18 protein-coding genes and 1 pseudogene are annotated in these 20133 nt (G+C 40.7%); 10 read left to right on the top strand and 9 right to left on the bottom strand.

Annotated elements, in window-relative coordinates; translation table 11 throughout:
- Nucleotides 1-18: 18 nt before the first annotated feature.
- The 8 genes from LC653_RS07920 to LC653_RS07885 form a co-directional block, all read right to left on the bottom strand.
- On the bottom strand, nucleotides 19-1026 hold the full coding sequence (locus LC653_RS07920) for a glycosyltransferase family 2 protein (RefSeq protein ID WP_229493934.1): 1008 nt from the start codon (nucleotides 1024-1026) through the stop codon (nucleotides 19-21).
- A 226-nt stretch (nucleotides 1027-1252) separates the two neighbouring features.
- Nucleotides 1253-2521, bottom strand: a complete 1269-nt coding sequence (locus LC653_RS07915) for a class I SAM-dependent methyltransferase (RefSeq protein ID WP_229493932.1) — start codon at nucleotides 2519-2521, stop codon at nucleotides 1253-1255.
- 110 nt (nucleotides 2522-2631) lie between these two features.
- On the bottom strand, nucleotides 2632-3660 hold the full coding sequence (locus tag LC653_RS07910; protein ID WP_229493930.1) for an NAD-dependent epimerase/dehydratase family protein: 1029 nt from the start codon (nucleotides 3658-3660) through the stop codon (nucleotides 2632-2634).
- A gap of 558 nt (nucleotides 3661-4218) precedes the next feature.
- A complete protein-coding gene (gene lhgD / locus LC653_RS07905; RefSeq protein WP_229493929.1) occupies nucleotides 4219-5433 on the bottom strand; it encodes an L-2-hydroxyglutarate dehydrogenase in 1215 nt (404 codons plus the stop codon).
- A gap of 113 nt (nucleotides 5434-5546) precedes the next feature.
- Nucleotides 5547-6320, bottom strand: coding sequence for a glucose-1-phosphate cytidylyltransferase (gene rfbF / locus LC653_RS07900; RefSeq protein WP_229493927.1), 774 nt, complete (start codon nucleotides 6318-6320; stop codon nucleotides 5547-5549).
- A 611-nt stretch (nucleotides 6321-6931) separates the two neighbouring features.
- Nucleotides 6932-9100: a tetratricopeptide repeat protein gene (locus LC653_RS07895; RefSeq protein WP_229493926.1), complete on the bottom strand. Its 2169-nt coding sequence runs from the start codon at nucleotides 9098-9100 to the stop codon at nucleotides 6932-6934.
- A 56-nt stretch (nucleotides 9101-9156) separates the two neighbouring features.
- Nucleotides 9157-9939, bottom strand: coding sequence for a PP2C family serine/threonine-protein phosphatase (locus LC653_RS07890; protein WP_229493924.1), 783 nt, complete (start codon nucleotides 9937-9939; stop codon nucleotides 9157-9159).
- Nucleotides 9940-9989: 50 nt separating this feature from the next.
- Nucleotides 9990-10664 (bottom strand): vWA domain-containing protein, encoded by a 675-nt coding sequence (locus LC653_RS07885; protein WP_100898244.1) that lies wholly within the window; start codon nucleotides 10662-10664, stop codon nucleotides 9990-9992.
- Nucleotides 10665-11418: 754 nt separating this feature from the next.
- On the opposite strand from LC653_RS07885, the gene LC653_RS07880 reads away from it, so the two are divergent.
- The 10 genes from LC653_RS07880 to LC653_RS07835 all read left to right on the top strand — a co-directional run bounded on the left by LC653_RS07880 (nucleotide 11419) and on the right by LC653_RS07835 (nucleotide 19743).
- Nucleotides 11419-12825, top strand: coding sequence for a response regulator (locus tag LC653_RS07880; RefSeq protein ID WP_229493922.1), 1407 nt, complete (start codon nucleotides 11419-11421; stop codon nucleotides 12823-12825).
- Between the two features lie 56 nt (nucleotides 12826-12881).
- The gene (locus LC653_RS07875; protein ID WP_229493920.1) at nucleotides 12882-13082 is read left to right on the top strand and encodes a type II toxin-antitoxin system VapB family antitoxin; all 201 of its coding nucleotides are present in this window, start codon (nucleotides 12882-12884) and stop codon (nucleotides 13080-13082) included.
- Nucleotides 13079-13483 (top strand): type II toxin-antitoxin system VapC family toxin, encoded by a 405-nt coding sequence (gene vapC / locus LC653_RS07870; RefSeq protein ID WP_229493919.1) that lies wholly within the window; start codon nucleotides 13079-13081, stop codon nucleotides 13481-13483. The genes LC653_RS07875 and vapC overlap by 4 nt, the downstream gene beginning before the upstream one ends.
- 531 nt (nucleotides 13484-14014) lie before the next feature.
- Nucleotides 14015-14512: a hypothetical protein gene (locus LC653_RS07865; protein WP_229493918.1), complete on the top strand. Its 498-nt coding sequence runs from the start codon at nucleotides 14015-14017 to the stop codon at nucleotides 14510-14512.
- 284 nt (nucleotides 14513-14796) lie between these two features.
- Nucleotides 14797-17247 (top strand): phenylalanine--tRNA ligase subunit beta, encoded by a 2451-nt coding sequence (pheT, locus tag LC653_RS07860; RefSeq protein WP_229493916.1) that lies wholly within the window; start codon nucleotides 14797-14799, stop codon nucleotides 17245-17247.
- Nucleotides 17248-17361: 114 nt separating this feature from the next.
- Nucleotides 17362-17631, top strand: coding sequence for a YciI family protein (locus tag LC653_RS07855; protein ID WP_229493914.1), 270 nt, complete (start codon nucleotides 17362-17364; stop codon nucleotides 17629-17631).
- A gap of 366 nt (nucleotides 17632-17997) precedes the next feature.
- Nucleotides 17998-18792: a Tab2/Atab2 family RNA-binding protein gene (locus LC653_RS07850; protein WP_229494080.1), complete on the top strand. Its 795-nt coding sequence runs from the start codon at nucleotides 17998-18000 to the stop codon at nucleotides 18790-18792.
- 193 nt (nucleotides 18793-18985) lie between these two features.
- On the top strand, nucleotides 18986-19216 hold the full coding sequence (gene mazE, locus LC653_RS07845; protein ID WP_229493912.1) for a type II toxin-antitoxin system MazE family antitoxin: 231 nt from the start codon (nucleotides 18986-18988) through the stop codon (nucleotides 19214-19216).
- A complete protein-coding gene (locus LC653_RS07840; RefSeq protein WP_229493911.1) occupies nucleotides 19203-19562 on the top strand; it encodes a type II toxin-antitoxin system PemK/MazF family toxin in 360 nt (119 codons plus the stop codon). Before mazE ends, LC653_RS07840 begins: the two co-directional genes overlap by 14 nt.
- Before the next feature lie 31 nt (nucleotides 19563-19593).
- Nucleotides 19594-19743 carry a PsaJ protein gene (locus LC653_RS07835; RefSeq protein ID WP_229493909.1) on the top strand — a complete coding sequence of 50 codons (150 nt, stop codon included), beginning with the start codon at nucleotides 19594-19596 and terminating at the stop codon, nucleotides 19741-19743.
- Between the two features lie 118 nt (nucleotides 19744-19861).
- On the opposite strand, the pseudogene LC653_RS07830 reads toward LC653_RS07835, so the two are convergent.
- Nucleotides 19862-20133, bottom strand: a pseudogene (locus LC653_RS07830) (photosystem II q(b) protein); the annotation flags it as partial.

The raw sequence follows: 20133 nt of genomic DNA, 5'->3' as shown, positions 1-20133 counted from the left end.
TGTTAGCAATTTAAGAGCTTACGGCTTATAGGTTCGCACTTCTTGAGTCGGTATTTCACTCGATTCTGCTAAACCGAATTCTTTAGAAACCATCACGTCAAAAGCACACAAGCTGACTAAAGCCAAAAATGGAACTACTATCTTGATAGCAGACATCGGCCATCTTCTTAAAGCACCCAAGAAAACTTTCAAATTGACTTCTTTACCGTTCTGCAAAAGCATCCGTCTACAAAACTGCTTAGAATATCCATTCTCTTCCAGTTTCAAAATCACTTCGGGTATATGTTTGTATTGCATTAAGAGTGCAGATTTTGGTTCTTTCTGCCAATAACTCACACCAACAACACATTCTAAATAAGTCTCTTTAGTGACAATTACACTACCATTAGCAGCACAATAACCAGCTAAATATGCTAAAGATATCCAGTTATTCTCAGCATCTTTCCAATTTTGAAGAGCGCGTTTTACTAGGTCAGTGCGGTAGACTGTAGCAGTCAGAAAAATAACTGCACCGACACTTTTTGAGAAACAATGTTCAAAGATAGCTTTACCATCACCATCAGCATTTTCACTATCAACGTCAAACCAACGATTACCAACAATTGTTGGTGGGTGGACTGGTTCACCAGTCATTTGGTTCCGGCCGGAAAAGTTGAGGAACAATAATGATAAATTTTCATGCTGCTTAAGTTTGGTAATCACATAAGCAATGGCTCTATCTTGAATTGGGTCATCATCACCAATAGTCCAAACATATTTTGTTGTTGTAGATTTTAGGCAATACATAATATTTTTGACTACGCCTAAATTATTGAAATTTTTATTCGATTTAAATGTAATATTACTAAGTGTTGTTTGCCATTTTTGGATCACCTCCTGAGTATTGTCTGTTGAACAATTATCAGAAACTAAAATTTCACAGTCATCTTCAAAACCTTTAATAGCTTGAGCTAACCAAGTAAGTTGTTTATCTAGAAGTTGGGCACGATTAAATGTAGGAATGGCAATAGTTAGCAGTTTATTCATATTAAGCTCTAATCTGTAGTTAACAAGGCACTAAGCTGTTTCCCAGTCTAGTTTTTTGTGGTTCGGCGGCAAAAATTTATAGTAGATACACCTTTTAATTACTCTTTAGCGATTTCCAAAATACATCAAAGCATTTGTTTTTTGGAAATAACTTAAATATTGCCCATGATCGCGCCCCCATATAAATATAGTAGTAATAGGCAATTTATGGGTTTATAATTATAAATTACGACGCTATTAAAATCTTATTCTGAATAGGAGATGGATAAATTTTAACTTCAGGAATTGGCACTACAAACTGTCCACCCCATTCGCCAATAAATGCCATTTGTTCCATAATTTCTTCCTTGAGATTCCAAGGCAATATTAGAAGATAATCTGGTTTGGTTTCGCGGATTTTATCTGGTTCAAAGATGGGAATATGAGTTCCAGGTAGAAATAATCCCTGCTTGTAGGGATTGCAATCTACTGTGTAATCGATAAAATCTTTACCAATCCCACAGTAATTGAGCAATGTATTGCCTTTAGCAGGTGCGCCATAACCAGCAATTGATTTACCTTCTGCTTTAGCTGTCAAGAGAAAATTTAATAGTTTGTGCTTTGTTTCTTTGACTTTTTCTCCAAATGTAATGTAAGTCTCTATGCGATGCAGCCCGGCGGCAATTTCTTTAGCTTTTAGATGTCTAACTCGTTGACTAATACTGAGGTGAACAGCGTAATCATGTTTGGCATAAATTCTTAATGAACCGCCATGAGTTGGTAATTCCTCTACGTCAAAAAGTTGCAAGTTGTGTGCTGCAAAGATTTTTTCGATAGTGAGGAATGAAAAATAAGAAAAATGCTCGTGATAAATAGTATCAAACTGATTTTGTTGAATAAGTTGCAAAATGTGAGGAAACTCCATCGTCAAAATACCATTGGGTTTGAGGATGAGTTTCATTCCAGCGATGAAATCGTTTAAATCTGGTACATGAGCTAAAACATTATTACCTATCAAAAGGTCAGCTACTTTTCCTTGTATCACAAGTTCTTTGGCAGTTTCAACTCCAAAAAACTTGTTAATACTAGGAATTCCTCTATCTTCAGCAACTTTAACTATATTTGCTGCTGGTTCTATTCCTAAAACAGGGATTCCCTTTTCTAAAAAATATTGCAGTAGGTAGCCGTCATTACTGGCAATTTCAATAACTTGATTGTGATGATTAAAGCCAAACTTTTCTACCATCATATCCGTGTAAGCCTTGGCGTGTTTTAGCCAACTTACTGAGTATGAAGAAAAATAAGCATAATCGCTGAAAATGTGATCTGGTGTTTCAAACTGTTCTAATTGAACTAAAAGAGTGTCTTCAGAAACATAAGTGTGGAGAGGATAAAATTTCTCTGCATTGTTTAGCTGTTCTGCTGTCAAATAAGCGTTGGCTAAGGGCGACATTCCTAGATCAATAAAGGTTTGATGCAGGGGTTGACCACTGAAACGACATTTTGCGATCGCCATAAGCTTTAACTCACTAATTGCAAATAATTTGATAGATGGGATAAGTCCGAATCAAATAGCGTTGATTCGGAAACTTAGTTTATTTGTTCGCTGCTGCTAGGCTAATCTAACTACTTTTTATTCCAGAAAAAATCTTTGTCAATTTGCTCGGTACGAATCAGATACTCTAGTTGCCTTAAGCGGGTAAATCCTCTAAACAAGAAAGTATCTTCAGCCATGTGTATTTGACTGAATAAATCAAATAACTGCTGGGCACCAAGTTGGGCATTCCAATCACACTTAAATCCAGGTAGGATTGTGTTAATTTTCTCGAAAGATACCCGATAGCTGCGGTTATCTGAGCCGTTGTCACCAAAGGACAATTTACAATCTGGGAAAATATCAGCAATAATTTCTGCGATTTCTTTGACGCGATAATTATTTGCTGTATCTCCCACGTTGAAGATTTGGTTATGTACAATGTCTCGTGGTGCTTCCAAAGTGCAGACTATTGCTTTGCAAATATCCAGTGCATGGACTAATGGCCGCCAGGGTGTACCATCACTGGTCATTTTGATTTGTTTGCTAGTCCATGCCAACCCTGCTAGGTTGTTTAAAACAATATCAAAGCGCATTCTGGGAGAAGCACCAAAGGCAGTTGCATTCCGCATAAAGGTAGGAGAGAAGTCATCATCAGCGAGTGGTTTGACATCTCTTTCTACGAGAGTTTTGCATTCTGCGTAGGCTGTTTGAGGATTAACAGACGATTCTTCTGTGACATCACCTGCGGTAGCAACACCGTAGACGCTGCATGAAGACATGTATACAAAACGGCGCACACCCATAGCTTTAGCTAGGCTAGCCAGACGAACTGAACCTATATGATTAATTTCGTAGGTAATATTAGGTGCTAATTGTCCGGCTGGGTCGTTGGATAGTTCCGCCATGTGAACTATGGCTTCAACACCTTCCAAATCATCAGGGGTGATGTTGCGAATATCTTTGTTGAGGGTTTTGGGTGTCACCCCATTAGCGTTGTATAGCCAACCAACTTTATAAAAACCAGTATCTAGACCGATAACTTCATGTCCCCGTTCAATTAACAGAGGGGGTAATAACGAACCAAGATAGCCTTCTGTTCCAGTTACTAATATTTTCATTGTGGTTAATGCCTTTGTATTGATGAGTTAAATTAGGGGCGCACAAATATTTGCCCTAAAGGGTGTTGCATTCAAGAGAGAACCGCTATTTCGTTTGTATGCAATAACTCGACCTCTCTCTAAACGTCTTTCCTAAGAGGAGAGAGGCTTTGAATCTTGCTCTCATTCCCTTGTAGGGAAGGGGTTGGGGGTTAGGTCATTGGACTCAACCCAGAAGCGCTATATATAACTCGGCTAACATTCATTACATACTTGGCCGACTTATATTATGTCCGCTTGATTACTTATTAAATCCGGAGAACCCCACCCCGCCAAAGCTGTGCTTTGTCTCCCCTCCCCGCCTGCGGGGAGGGGTTGGGGGTGGGGTTCTTTAATTTGGCGGACATGATATTACCCATTGGGTAGCAGCACTCTATAGCGGTTCTTAATTGATGCACTACACTTTTTTCTTGTGAGATAGGTATCTTACCCGTCTCTTATGTTTCCAGGCTGGAAAAGATGCCCACTATACAAGATTCATCCTTTTATTCAGCAGCCCGGAAGTAATAACTATGTTATCTATGCAGTTACTGCAATATCTAGATGCGAAAGTTGGGGAATTTCTGCCACAAGCGCTTTACCGATTTCTAGAGAAGATGTGGCCGCAGGAGAAGGAGCATTGCAAACATGAATGGAGTTTTGACCGGAAACAATCAAAAAGTCGTCTACAAGCTTGCCATCGTTCATTAAGGCTTGAGCGCGAACTCCTGCATGGGTGGGAACTAAATCTTCTGCTTGAACCTCGGGTATTAGTTTTTGCAAACTTCTAGTGAAGGCTGCTTTACTAAAGGAACGAATGATTTCTTGAATCCCTTCATCAGCGTGTTTGGCTGCCAACTTCCAGAAACCAGGATAGGTGATGACTTCAAGAAAATCCCGTAAGTCAAAGTCGGTTTTTTTGTAACCTTCGCGTTTGAGCGACAGCACCGCGTTTGGCCCTGCATGGACGCTACCATCAATCATCCGGGTAAAGTGAACACCCAAGAAGGGAAAATCTGGATTGGGAACTGGGTAAATTAAAGTTTTGACCAGATAACGTTTTTCTGGGGTGAGTTCGTAATATTCTCCCCGGAATGGAACGATTTTTGCTTGGGGTTCAACTTGACCTAATTTGGCGGTGCGATCGCTATGCAATCCAGTACAATTAATTACAAAGCGGGTTTCAAAGCTACCGTTGTTTGTTTGTAGTACCTGATTTTTACCACTTGGGGAGATTTTCAGAACTTTTGTATTCAGGTGTAAATCCCCGCCCTGCTGTTGAATTAGCTGGGCATATTTCAAACAAACTTGCTTGTAATTAACAATACCAGTTGAGAATACCCGAAGTCCACCTACACATTTTACGTGAGGTTCAATTTCCCTGACTTCTTCGGGGCTAATTCTCTTAACTTCTATGCCATTGTCTAAGCCACGTTTGTAGAGATTTTCTAAGCGTGGTAGCTCTTGTTCATCAGTTGCAACAATGACCTTACCACAAACTTCATGCTCAATTCCATGCTCTTGACAAAACTCTACCATAGAGCGAGAACCGTCACGACAAAATTTAGCTTTGAAACTTCCTGGTTTGTAGTAAATACCAGAATGAATCACTCCACTATTATTGCCGGTTTGGTGAAATGCCCATTGACTCTCTTTTTCTACTACTAAAATACGGGCATTGGGATAGCGTTTTCCTAAAGCCAACGCTGTAGAAAGCCCAACTATTCCCCCACCTATAATTGCAAAATCATACATTAGGATTATTGTACTTGAAATTACAGTAAATCTATAAAATTGGGAGTGGGGAGTTAAAACTCATAACTCCTGTACAGACGCGATTAATCGCGTCTCTACTCCTAACTCTTCTCTTACCAAACTTTCCAAGGAGCTTGAGTACTTGTCCATAGCCCCTCTAGGTAGTTTTTATCGCGTAAAGTATCCATAGGTTGCCAAAAACCATCATGTTTGAACGCAGATAGCTGTTCCATATCAGCTAGTTTTTCTAATGGTTCTTGCTCCCACACGGTAGAGTCATCAGCAATCAAATTGATTACTTCTGGTTCTAACACAAAATAACCGCCATTAATCCAAGCTCCATCACCTTCGGGTTTTTCCCGAAAACTGGTAATTTTAGTTTGCTCATATGCTAAAGAAATGGCACCAAAACGTCCGGCCGGTTGAACAGCTGTGAGGGTTCCTAAGGTCTTTTGTTCTTTATGAAATTTAACTAGCTCGGTGATATTAATATTACTGACACCATCACCATAAGTAAAGCAAAAAGTTTCATTACCAAGATGTTCGCTGATTCGCTTTAAGCGTCCGCCTGTCATTGTATTATCACCCGTATTTACTAAGGTGACACGCCAGGGTTCAGCATAACCAGAATGCACGTTCATCTGGTTAAATCGCATATCAAAGGTAACATCTGACATGTGTAAGAAGTAATTAGCAAAATACTCCTTAATTATGTAACCTTTGTAACCGCAACAAATAATGAAGTCATTAATGCCGTGAGCAGAGTAAGTTTTCATTATGTGCCAGAGAATTGGCTTACCACCAATTTCAACCATCGGCTTGGGTCTGATACTAGTTTCTTCACTGAGGCGTGTACCAAGTCCTCCAGCCAAAATCACCGCTTTCATGCAATTACCTCGGAGATTTGTAGGGATATAATTATTTGACCGTGCCAATTTTAGATTCTGGATTTGCAATTTAGTATTAATGCTCGAATGTCACGAGCCTATGAGTAGATTTGCTCTGCCCATTTTCATAGCGGGGCATGTACCAAAAAACTCTTTTTATCGAAAATCCAAAATCCAAAATCCAAAATTGTTTGACTTTATCGACATGAAGAGGATGCACTTAGATAGAGAAAAATTGATTTATTTTTTCTTTTTCTCCGTCAATAATCTAACTGTTATTTTCGGTGAAATCATGAAGGAAATATAAATTAAAATCTTTTTTATATAAAAGCTCTATGAATATCTAAAAATAGGAAAATAAATTATATCATGTCCGCCAAATTACCCATAATAAAAGAACCCCTCCCCGCAGGCGGGGAGGGGAGACAAAGCGCAGCTTTGGCGGGGTGGGGTTCTTAGGGTTTAATAAGTAATCAAGCGGACATGATATTACTCTTTTAAATTAAAAATATTACCCAATAAATAACTAGGGCTAGCATCAGCTAACCCTAATCAGGCTTGATTTCTGAAATTCAAACCAATAATATGCTAGTAAAAAAACTTACTTGTTTTTAGTTAGTTTTTTCCACATTACTTGAGCTTTGGAATAAAGGGTCACATTTGTTTTCTATGACTACACACATGTTACTGAGTGCTTGCTGATAATTATCCATATCATCTTGCTCAAGAAAGAATTTGGCAGATGCCTGTATATCCTCGACAGCTTTCGCCTGATTTTTGTTAGATTCACTACCGCCATATTGTGCTAGTTCATAGCGAACCATGCCTCGTTTGAGATACACTTTTGCTAGTTTGGGGCTGATAGTTAATGCTTGGTTAAAGTCAGAGATCGCTTGATGATATTCTTGCTCATAATTGCTGCTATATTGAGCAATTTGATAATAGACAACACCGCGTTGAAAGTAAGCTTCTGCTTTGGATACATTAAGTTTTATGGCGTGAGTAAAATCTGCGATCGCTCTTTTGTAAGCTTGTTGAGATTCACCGCTATATTTAGCCATTTGGGTGCGGACAATGCCGCGTCTGATATAAGCTTCAATTTCCTTACTATCCAGACCAATGGCGCGATTATAGTCTGCGATCGCTAGGTTATACTCTAGATCAGGATCGTTGCTATATTCGGCGAGCATATAGCGGGCATTACCCCGATTCACAAGAGCTTTGGTTTGATTGGGATTGATTTTAAGAGCTTGGCTATAATCTACAACTGCTCCTTCGTAGTCCTTCATGTTATAGCGAGCATTGCCACGATTGACAATAGCTCTGGCGTGTGTCGGTTCTTGTTCAATTGCTCCGGTAAAGCTGGCAATTGCTTTTTCATAATCTCGGTCTTTGTAAGCAGTATAACCCTGCTGATAGTAATCAGCGAAGCTGAGTTTGTTAATTGTCTGGCGAGACTTCAGTGTTTGTTGAGTGTAAGCATTTTGGGTAACCAACGGCTGAGTAAATTTAATCATTACATCCGCATATCCCAATAAACCAAAACCCAGCAAGCAACAAATAATCGGGTATAACTTTGACTTTTTGGAAGGTTTATAAGATGTACCGCTTGGGGTAATTACTGGCTGCCAATAATTAGCTGAGTGCGGTGACATGGTTCGCTGTGGAAAATGCGGTGTCTGGGTGTAGTGCTTTTTCCGTTTGATTCGCGGTTGGAGATGTTCTCTAGCTTCTATAGCCCGATGTGATGGGAAGGGGTCGCGTCCGCCTAATCGCACGGTACGTTCACACCAGGGACAGCTACGTATATGATTGTTGTAGCGATGCTGAGGATTTGTCGTGCAGGTAATTAGGGAATCTTCAGCTTCAGCAATAGCTGATAGCCAAGCCTGGGCACTGGGGCGCAGCTGTGGGTTGTTGTGACCGTCTTCAAAACAACGGACAAATAGTTCTTGTAGGCTGGGATGAAGAATTTCCCAAGGGGGTGCAATGGGGGTAGGAAGGTAGGGTACGTAGCGCTTTTGGCTGTAAGTGAAATGACCCGATGCAATGCGGGCTTCGTAGGGCGGTGGCTCAATAGCGCCTTGAAAAATCCCCGAAAATGGGTGCGTGCCTTCCATTAAGAGTTGAAATACCAGCACCGCTAACCCAAATAAATCGTGAGAAATTTCGCGATCGTGCTGGGCAAAAGTTTTATTCTGTAGTTCTGGTGGGGTAAACTCTGGTTTACCCACTGGGCAGCGATAAACAACATTGCTGCTTGGGTCGAGTACTTGGAAGGAGTCTGTGTCTATCAAAGTCACCAGTGCTGTGTCACTGACGAGGATATTTGACTCGTTTACATCACCAATACAATATCCACTAGCGTGTAAAGCTGCAAAAGCTGCCGCCAAGTTACGAGCCGTGCGGAGCAGGTACTGATAGTTGAATAGGGGGCAGTGTTGGCGACGGGTTCTGGGGTTGTAAAAGTCGATAATTGGACGCATCCCTTGAATGCGTGGCATCAAAAAGCCGAGGATGATATTTTTGCCATCTGCCGCTCGTAATAAATCCTCTGGCCAAGCGATAGAGATATGCCCTAAACTCGCCGTAGGGTTTTCTGGCGGGTTGGCAAGCATCGCTTGGAGTTTATCAGCATGAGCAGTCGTTGGCTTGTGGTAAATCTTTGCCACCAAGTTGTTATCGGATGGCACTGCATAAACACAAGCTTCACCGCCACGTCCCAAACTGACATTGAGACTGAGGATTTCTTTTCTAGGGGAACAACGTAGTACCTGCATAATGAAATTACCGCTAACGGAGTTATTGTAAGATGTGAAACCTGTAAATTTTTTGCTTATGAGTTGTTGAATGCAGCTATAATGAGTGTCAAATCATCATCAGTGCGTTGCGTAATCCGTTCTGAGCGTAAAAACTTTACCAACTGCTCCTTCGCTTCTGTCTTATCCTCGGCATTAGCTACAAATTCAAACAGGGGAAAAAAGAAGGGTTTGTGAGGTTCGCCAACCACCATATTCAAAGCCAGCATTTGTAGTCCGTCGGTGATGATGCCAACATTTACTATGTCTGTGCGCCAGACTCTCATCTGCGCTGTATCTAAGGCATTAGGAGAAGTTAAAAAAGTTGTTTCGTTGATGTATTCGCCGCTATCAGGTATAGTCAGTGCCAGGAGGTTGCCCATGCTATCTTTTGCCACTGCCAAACCATCACCTATTTGCATTACAGCCACAACTTCTGGTGTGGCAAGCATCACAATTAAGGTAGTTGCTAAATCTTGAGGCTGTTTGTCACAAGTAGCCGCCTCATCATCCACAGCTTTTTTGGCGGCTAGTATGGCATCATTTAAGAGCGATCGCACTAATGCATCATCAGTCAAACTTTTCCGCGTGAGTCTAAGAGTAGAAATGTTTTCTATTGCTGTCTCCACAGCAATCATCGCTCCCACTTTCCCAAGGCTAGCAGAACCCGCGCCATCTGCTGCGGCCGCCACTAAAACGTTATCTGATAATACCTGCCAGTGATGAGCATCCTGACATAGCTGATTGTTTTTTAAGTGACTTGTACCACATACAGACGCAGCCACAATCCGCCATTGAGCAATCTGTTTTGATATGTTCATAGATTTTTTTCCAGCAGCTTGATGTTTACACAGCTAGCTGCGATTTTTAATTAAACAGTCCCCCAACCAATCGGCGGTAATGCTACCTGTTCGTCCACCTGCGAATGAGAAACAGCCGACATACTAGTTGACAGCCAGACAAACATCTCGATAAAATTTAATCCTTTCAGCTTCAGGGGGGTACGCACAGCTATTTGATTTAAACGCGTCATATTCGCATTTTCAACACCTACTGTAAAAAATGCTACACGCTTATTCGCTTCATCTCCCTGGAGGCGCTGGGATGCTTGCTCTACCACATTTTCTAACTCGCCTTGTGGTTCTCCATCGGTAATCATGAATACCCAAGGACGATAGTAAGCAATCCCATTGGCACGATACTGAGATTTCCGCTCTTGAATTATGTCTAAAGCTTTATGAATTCCTGCACCCATTGTAGTCAATCCCTGCGCTGTCAAAATCGGCGGATTGAATTGATCGGCAGTCACAAAGTCTTGTACTACATTGATATTACTATCAAAAGTTACGATCGCTACTTCCACCCGTCTTGCGGCTAAGGAATTTTTGACTAATTCATCTTTTAAACTTAGTAAACCCTGATTTAAAGCCTCAATCGGGTCTCCTTGCATCGAGCCAGATGTGTCTAGTAACAGTACACAAGGACAACGTGGTTCTGGGTTCTCAGCAAATTCTACTACTTCATCAAGTCTTAATGTATCATCCATAACTTTTTGTGTTATGTTAAAGTTCAAAGCCTTATTTTCCTTTTCGCAGAGTATATAATTACAGTCGCCTCGGCGACTTACAGAATATAGTATCTAGTGGTAGATGCTCTAATTTTTATTAAACAAATTTTTTTCATGAAGTTCTCGACATATTTAAGAAGAACTTTAGAACAGCTTAGTTTAGCAAAAAAGAGTTTATCAAAACGCAGCATTCCCTGTTGTAATGTATCTACCCAAAAATTATATCCATTAACCCTACAGTACAATAAACACGTAAACTTTCCTATATAACTTTTTAAAGATTTTATGTAGAAGAATCGTTCTTTTATATAAAAGTAATTAACCATAATTAAGCTCATTAGCTCTAGAACTATACCAGTGTAGCTGCAAAAACTTGGAATCAAATTTACCTTTTTAAGTGAGTGGGCATAAATAAACATCATTATTAAGGTCTTCAGTCAAGAGTTGTCGGTAGTAAGTAAAATCTAGAAGTAACTAACATCTACTGATAGTTTAGCTATGATACTTGTTTACGTTTATTCATACCCACCTACTTCTTTGAGAGAGATAAATTAAGTAGTATGTGCTAAATATAACAATTAAACTCTCAGTCTTTATTCTTTTTAATATATATACATATTTTAAAAAGAATATTTTGTACGGAGAGAAATATTACAAAGAAGAAAATATTTCATCGCTGATATTTTCAATTTACAAATGTTCGGTTGTTGATTCCGCAAAAAACTTGAGAAATATGAATAATTCCGGTGAATTCACCAAACTACGTCCAATAAGTTTGTTAAGACAGTTATCCAACTGCTCCGACAGTACTTGTTTACAAGCATTGAGTAACTCCGTTTCTTGGTCGATTTACCTAGAACAGGGAAGAATAACCTACGCTACTCATTCAGTGGAACCCTTTGACCGGCTAGAACGTCATTTGCGTCGCCTCAGCCACCAAATTCCACTGCTTACCAGTGAGGTTCGTGTTCAAGTACGTCTAATGTTTGAACCTGATTCACACGCTCAGTTAATCGAAGATGACATCAATTCGAGAAGCCACCCTCCTGAGTATCAGGCTATATCCTGGCTTGTCAGTCAACAATATCTACATTCTACACAAGCAGCAGTGCTGATTCAAGAATTAGTTCAAGAGGTGATTGAATCATTTTTACTAATCGAAGAAGGTACTTATGAATTAGCAGAAACACTTGAGAGAATGCCAAGAATTTGTAGGCTAGATGTAGAAAAAATTCTAGAACATTGCCAAGTCAGATTACAAAATTGGCAAGCTTTTGTTCCCCAAATTTCTTCTCCATATCAACGTCCATATCTGTTGATTAACAGCAAAATTGAGGAAAAAGATTTACCAAAACTTCAGCCAGCTTTAACTAATTGGATGAAGGGCTTTAGCCTGTGTCATCTGGCCGTAATTTTGAATCAAGATGAAATCCAACTGGCTCGCATTTTATACCCTTACATACTTAAGGGTGCGATTATCTTGCATGAAGCTGATCCACCTTATGATAAATTACCAAAGATATTTGAGGAGCGATATCTACGACGGGCTACGCCTACACTTTTGCCAAAATTCATAAGAGAGTTAGTTGACACCAAAAAAGAACTAAATACCACCGTCAACTCTTACCTAGATATTTCTGAAGAGAATATAGTTCCTGTTCAACGATTACCACAAATTTCTCCTTCTCCAAAAGAGAACTTTCAGGAAGCAACAATATCAAATAGCATAAATCCTCCTTTCCAAATAGTAACGCCTGCTACTGTAACGGCACAAAAAGCCCACAAAATCGTTTCTGTTGATGATAGCCCCACAATTCTCAAAGAAATTAGCCGTTTCTTAGAAAATGAAAATTTTTCTGTAGTGACTATTAACGATCCACTAAAAGCCGTTTTGTCAATTATAAGGCACAAACCGGATTTAATTTTGTTGGATTTAAACATGCTAGGAATTGATGGTTATGAGTTGTGCCGGATTATACGAAATAATTCAAGATTTCAAAAGACTCCTATCATCTTTGTCACTGGGAATAAAGGGATTATAGACAAAGTAAAAGCCAAATTAGTTGGGGCATCTGGATATCTGACTAAACCATTTACCCGCGCCGAATTACTTAAAATAGTCTTTATGCATTTGACTTAGATTAAACACTCCAATGAGTTTTTTTCCTGCACATTACTTTGTGCGATAATCTACACATGACTACTAATCTAGAAATTGACGAAAACTTAATTAAGGAAGCTCTCGAACTTGGTGGTCATCCAACTAAGGATGCCGTTGTTGAAGAGGCATTACGAGAGTATGTACAACGTCGAAAGCAACTGAAAATTCTGGAGCTATTTGGCACGATTGAATACGAGGATGATTATGACTACAAGCAACAGCGCCGGAGTGGATGAAAGTCATTGTTGATACTTCAGTCTGGTCTTTAGCTCTCAGACGCAATTATAAAGTTGACGACTCAACCCATGTTGCAGTGTTGCGAGAATTAATTACTGATGGTCGAGTTGCTTTGCTGGGTGCTGTTCGGCAAGAGATACTCTCAGGGATTCGTGATGCCAACCAATACAATCGGCTAAAAAATTATCTCCGTGCATTTCCCAATCTTGAGTTAAATATGGAAGACTATGAACTTGCTTCTGAGTTTTATAACATTTGCCGAAGCAATGGTATTCAAGGTGCAAACACAGATTTCCTCATTTGTTCTGCAGCCGCTCGGAGAAATTACAAAATAATAACCGCAGATAACGATTTTGAGAATTTCAGTCAGCATATTCCCATAACATTGCTTCAATGCTAGGTATACGCTACTTACCCCTGCACTCAAGTTAGAGATTTTAATCTGAGGCGATGTCTACGACGGGCTATTGGGCGTCGCACCTAATAACCTAACAGATAATAATTCGTCCAAAGTATTGTAAAATCGTGGTCATTGCTCATCGCAAAAAGCTGGCTTGTTGAGAACAGAGAAATAATAATGTCCCTTTTACATAATGTAATAATTGCTCAACTATGAAGTAATAATGCTAGAAAGTAAAACTAGAGTGAATCTTCAAGATAAATTAAGCAACGAATTCTTTGAAAAGCGCTGTTGAAGTTCTTGAAATCAGAAAAAAACTTGTGTATTTAGATTGCTGGTTTTATGGGATTTTAGCTCAAGCGTGAGAAGCCAAACGGCTCTTAATCGTAATTGTTATGCAAGAAGCGAACGCACAAAAGTTAGCTAATTGGGTTTTGTGTTTTAAAGCTTCACTCTAGCAGAAAACAGAACAATTTATAAGCTTGCTTTCTGGCTCAACTAATAAAAATTACTGACTATGGAGTATAAAAAATGAAAAGTGTAGTGAGGGCAGCAGTTATATTAACATTTCTTGGTGGAGGAAATTGTCTTCCTAGCTATGGACTCTTATCAAACATCAAGCCTTCAAGAATAGAAGTCCAATCAATTGCTTTAGATAATCATCAACAATTGATGGCTAGAGTTGGAACTACTTTAGATACTCCATTTTATCTTAAATATGGAAAGACAGCTTACCTCCCCACTGAAAATATTGAAATCAAATTTTCAAAAGTTATCCAGGATTCTAGGTGTCCAACTAAAGTAACTTGTATTTGGCAAGGGCAAGTTATTATTGGATTAGACATCATCAAAAATGGTAAGCCACTTTCAACATTAATGCTAACCCTTATACCAGGTGGTGATGCTTTACCAATTCAATTTTTAGATAAATATACGGTGAAATTGACAGAGGTTTCCCCGTACCCACAGAGCGAACAGACGATCGCGCTCAAAGACTACATTGCTAAAATTGTTGTTAGTAAACCGTAGATGACCAACCTTTGACACGCTTTTTTTCTGAAACAAAACACCCGGATTTTTCACATGGGATAAATCCGGGCGTATGTAGTTTAACGTCAAAATCAACCAAATAAAAATAATCTCTTACTTCCGTGCGTAGATACATTCTCAGTATTTACTTATTTTTACATTGCCAGTCTAACGTAGTAGGATTGTTCAAGTGAAAGGGTACGCCTTGCAGGACGAGTAGCCATCGATCGCTTCTTGCACCCTAAAATAAGAGCAAAAGACGATTCCTAAAACAAGCACACTCCATGCGTATTTCTCTAAATTGGCTGCGCGAACTAGTAGAGATAAAACTTAGTCCAGAAGAATTAGCCGAAACCCTGACAATGGCAGGGTTTGAGGTTGAAGAAATTGAAGACCGTCGCACTTGGGCAAATGGCGTTGTTATCGGGAAAGTGCTTGAGCGTCAACCCCATCCCAACGCCGATAAATTAAGTGTTTGCCAAGTGGATATTGGTACAGGTGAGACTTTAAATATTGTCTGTGGCGCTGCCAATGTGAAGGCAGATATCTATGTACCAGTGGCAACTACGGGTACTTACTTACCCAAGATTGATTTAAAAATTAAACCTGCAAAACTACGTGGTGTCGCATCTCAGGGCATGATTTGTTCTTTAAAGGAACTCGGTTTGCCCACTGATGTAGACGGAATTCATATTTTTATCCAGGAAAATCTACCATTGGGTAGTGATGTGCGTCCTTTGTTGGGTCTAGATGATGTAATTTTAGACCTCACGGCAACTGCTAATCGCGCTGATGCTTTGAGTATGGTAGGCGTAGCACGGGAAGTAGCAGCTTTAACTGGTGGAAAGTTGAGCATTCCTGAACCCGGTGAAGTCTTTATTACCAAAAGTGCCGGAAATTTAACTTTAAAAATTGCCGATACCCAAGCTTGTCCTGCATACATTGGTACGGTAATTGAACAGGTAAAAATTGCTGCATCTCCTGAATGGTTGCAACAGCGTTTGCGGGCTGCTGGGGTACGTCCCATCAGTAATGTTGTGGACATTACTAACTATGTTTTGTTGGAATGGGGACAACCACTGCACGCTTTTGATTGCGATCGCCTACAATCTGTTGCAAGTAGCGAAAATTTAACCATCGGTGTTCGCTTCGCCAATAATGGAGAATCCCTCAAAACCCTGGATGGACAAACTCGCACCCTATCAACCCAAAATTTGTTAATTACCGCTAACAACAGACCCGTTGCACTGGCGGGAGTTATGGGTGGTGAAGAAACAGAAGTCCATCAAGGGACTCAAAGCTTAGTTTTAGAAGCAGCTTTATTTGATTCCGTAGCAATTCGCCGTTCTTCCCGGAGTGTTGGTTTAAGAAGTGAGGCTTCTGGCAGATATGAACGGGGAGTTAACCGGGCTGAGTTGGAAATAGCTAATCGCCGCGCCTTATCCTTAATTAGCGAATTAGCTAGTGGAATTCTTGTCCAGCAGGAAATTGCCGACACCCGCCCCGATCCTTCTACCTGGAGTCGTTCTATCGCCCTGCGTTTAGACCGAGTTAATCAGATACTAGGGCCAATCGATTTGGGAGAGGATACAAGTGAACTGCAAGAACAAGATGTTGAACGCATCCTGACTGCATTGGGATGTCAGTTAACTCCTTCAGGAAAAGATACTAACCATCAACCTACATGGTCAGTTTCTGTTCCACCCTATCGTTACCGCGACTTAGAGCGAGAAATTGACTTAATTGAAGAAATAGCCCGTCTCTATGGCTATAACAAATTCTGCGATACATTACCAGAAAAAGCGGAAGCTGGCTATCTGCCTTTAGATGAGGAATTGATTCGCAAATTACGAGCTTTCCTGCGGGCTGAAGGGTTGACAGAATTAATTCACTATTCTTTAGTCAAACCAGGAGAAGACAGAAATATAGTACTGTCAAACCCCTTATTTGTCGAATATTCAGCGCTGCGAACCGATTTGATATCTGGGTTAATTGATGCCTTTCAATACAATTTAGAGCAGGGTAATGGTGCCCTCAACGGCTTTGAAATCGGGCAAATTTTCTGGCAAGAAGAAGACGGTTTGCAAGAAACAGAAACCCTTGCTGGGATTGTGGGAGGGGATATTTCTGTTGGGAAATGGTCAAAAAGTGGACGCGAAGAACCCATCACCTGGTTTGAAGCCAAAGGCATTTTAGAAAGTGTATTTCGCCAACTTGCCTTGCAGGTAGAATTCCAACCCGATCGCCGCGACGATCGCTTACATCCAGGACGCACCGCTTCCCTGTGGATTCGGGGTAACAGGCTGGGTATTTTTGGACAACTCCATCCCCAATTGCGACGAGAAAAAGGCTTACCAGATTCCGTTTATGTTTTCCAGTTGGATTTAGATGTGCTATTAGATTCTTTAGGACAAGATGGAATTCTTGTGCCAACATTCCAGCCCTATTCTACCTATCCAGCTAGCGATCGCGACATCGCCTTTTTCGCACCCGTGAAAATCTCAGTTACCGAAATTCAAAAAGTAATTACCAAAGCGGGTAAAGATTTGCTCGAATCAGTGGAATTATTTGATGAATATCGGGGCGAAAATGTCCCCCAAGGACAGCGGAGTTTAGCATTCCGCTTAGTTTATCGGGCTAGCGATCGCACTCTTACTGAGGCTGAAGTTGAACCAGTACACAATAAAGTCCGCGAAGCTTTAGTGGAAAAATTCGGCGTAAATCTGAGAAGTTAGGAGTAAAGAAGGGGAAAGGTTACAGGTGATAGGGTACAGCAAAGAAAAACTATCCCCTGTACCCTGTACCATGTACCCTGTAAACTAAGATTTTAAATTTTTAATTGATTAACCATGCCTAAATATGTACTTTGGGGAACTTACTGTGAAGACGTTCTCGAAAAACGCGCTCCGCACCGTCAAGCTCATTTAGACGGATTAGCAAAACAAAAAGAATCCGGTGTGCTGATTACCATTGGCCCCACCAAAGATGTCACAAAAGTTTTTGGGATTTACGAAGCCGAAGACGAAGCCACCGTGCGCGAGTTAATTGAAAATGATCCCTACTGGAAAAATGGCATTTGGACTGAATATTCTGTCAAAGAATGGATTCAGGCTTTTTGAATTGGGCATGGGCATGGGGGGATCAGCTTGAATGTTGAGTCTTTGAACCCGAACGTTGAACCTTTTTACTCGAACGTTGAGCCTTTGAACCCGAATGTTGAGCCTTTTTACTCGAACGTTGAGCCTTTTTACTCGAACGTTGAGCCTTTGAACTCGAACGTTGAGCCTTTTTACTCGAACGTTGAGCCTTTTTACTCGAACGTTGAACCTTTTTACTCGAACGTTGAGCCTTTGAACCCGAACGTTGAGCCTTTGAACTCGAACGTTGAGCCTTTTTACTCGAACGTTGAGCCTCTGAGCTTGAAACTTTCAGTTTTAACTCTCCCCCATCTCCCTCATCCCCCTCATCTCCCCACTCCCCACATAATGAAAATTTGGCAAGTTGATTTTTATCGTCGTCCATTACCAGATGCATCTGGACAAGTTTTATGGAAGTTGTTGATTTGTGACGCAACTCGCAGCTTTGAGTATGAAGCTAGCTGTCTCCAGTCAGCAGCAAATTCGAGTTGGGTTGCTGCTCAAATTGAGTTAGCCGCAGGTGAAAAATTGCCAGATGTGATTCAGGTGTTTCGTCCTCAGTCTTTAAGCTTAATTGAGGCGGCGGGACGCAATTTAAGTATAAATGTCGAACCTACCCGTCACACTTTGGCGTTGAAGCAGTGGTTACAAGAAAAGCAATATCCCTCAACCCTCGATAAACCACCCCCAGCACCATTACCAGAAAACCTCTGGGGAGAACAATGGCGTTTTGCAAGTTTAGCTGCTAGTGATGTGGAAACAAGATTTAGCGATCGCCCCATTCCCATTTTGCACATCCCAGAACATCGCAAACCCATCAATTTGGGTTTAGCTTCAACAGTGCCCGTCCCTGGTGTAGTAATTTATGGTGGACGGCAATCGATGCGCCTAGCCCGGTGGTTGCAGCAAGCCCGTCCCGTAGGCTTGAATTACATATCTGGCGCACCAGACGGCTTAATATTAGAAGCTAGCTTGGTGGATAGATGGATTGTTGCCACTTTTGAAGATCCAGAAGTTACAACAGCAGCCCAAGCATTTGAACAACGAAAAAAGCATTGCCGAGGATTGCATTTTTTGTTAGTTCAACCCGATGATTCCGGGATGACTTATAGCGGCTTTTGGTTGTTGCGGGCAGAAGATTGATATTGATTGCCAAAAATATTTATCCGCTTAATTTCTTTAGCTAAAAAAATTAACTAAAGCGATGTCTGACTGCAAGGTACTACGTGTCTACGCTTTACTGTAATTTGCCTATATAGGTTAGGTGCATAGGTTTAGCAAATTTTAGTATGATGATAAAACCATACTAAATAGTAATACTAAAAATTCATTATAGATGCTCAAAGTCACAATTACCTTAGAAGAAGACATTCTGCGATTTGTAGATCAGTATGCACAGGGAAATCGTAGTGCATACATTAATACACTGCTGGCAGAACACCGCCGCCAAATTTTGGCAGCAGAAATGATTGCAGCCCTCAAGCAGGATGCTGAAGATACAGAATATCAAGTTGAAATTGCTGCCTGGGATAGCGTTGCTGGAGATGGCATAGATGCCAGGGAGTAATTTAACTTATCGGCGAGGAGAAATACGTTGGGTGAATCTTGATCCAACAGTAGGGGCTGAAGCAAAAAAAATCCGCGCTTGTTTGATTGTGCAAAATGACATCATGAATCAGTACGGGTTGCTCACAATTGTCATGCCATTTCGACCCGGAAGTAAACAAGCCCCCTACGTTGTCAATGTAAAAGCAACACCAAATAATGGATTAGATCAAGACCGTTTTATTGATGTTGGGCAAATTCGTGCTGTTGACAATAGTCGTATTTTGGGTTTGGTGGGTGTGCTGGAGTCAGAGTACTGGGAACTTATTCATACAGCTTTAAATGTAGTTCTGGGATTTGTGGTTTAGGGGTGTTCTTTAATTCTTTAGAGAGTGCTATATGCAAAAACCAAACGACCAAAAAGACTATTTCCTTAAGTACCTTTCTCTTGCTCCTGTTCTTGCCGTTGTTTCTGTATCAATTGCCTTCTCTACCTGGGCGATTTTTAATTATTTTTTACCTGATCTTCTTTTTCATCCTATGCCATAAGCGGTGATGATTTAAAAGCCTTATCATCACTATTTCATTGTTAGTAATATTGTTGTTGACACTAAAAAACGCCCTCCCAATTTGGGAGAGCGCTTTATTATTTAGTTAGAGATTAGAATTAACCGTTGATAGCAGGAGCAGTTAGAGCCACAGGAGCAACATCACCAGCAGCCAAATCTAAGGGGAAGTTGTGAGCATTGCGCTCGTGCATTACTTCCATACCCAGGTTAGCCCGGTTGATTACATCAGCCCAAGTGCTGATGACGCGACCGCTTGAATCAATGATTGATTGGTTGAAGTTGAAACCGTTCAAGTTGAACGCCATTGTGCTTACACCCAAGGAGGTGAACCAGATTCCGATTACAGGCCATGCTGCTAAGAAGAAGTGCA

Source organism: Nostoc mirabile CHAB5784 (assembly GCF_020829645.1).
In the GTDB taxonomy this organism is placed as follows: Bacteria; Cyanobacteriota; Cyanobacteriia; order Cyanobacteriales; family Nostocaceae; genus Nostoc; species Nostoc mirabile.
The sequence above is the reverse complement of the archived record's forward strand: the minus strand, read 5'-3'. Positions and strand labels throughout refer to the sequence as shown.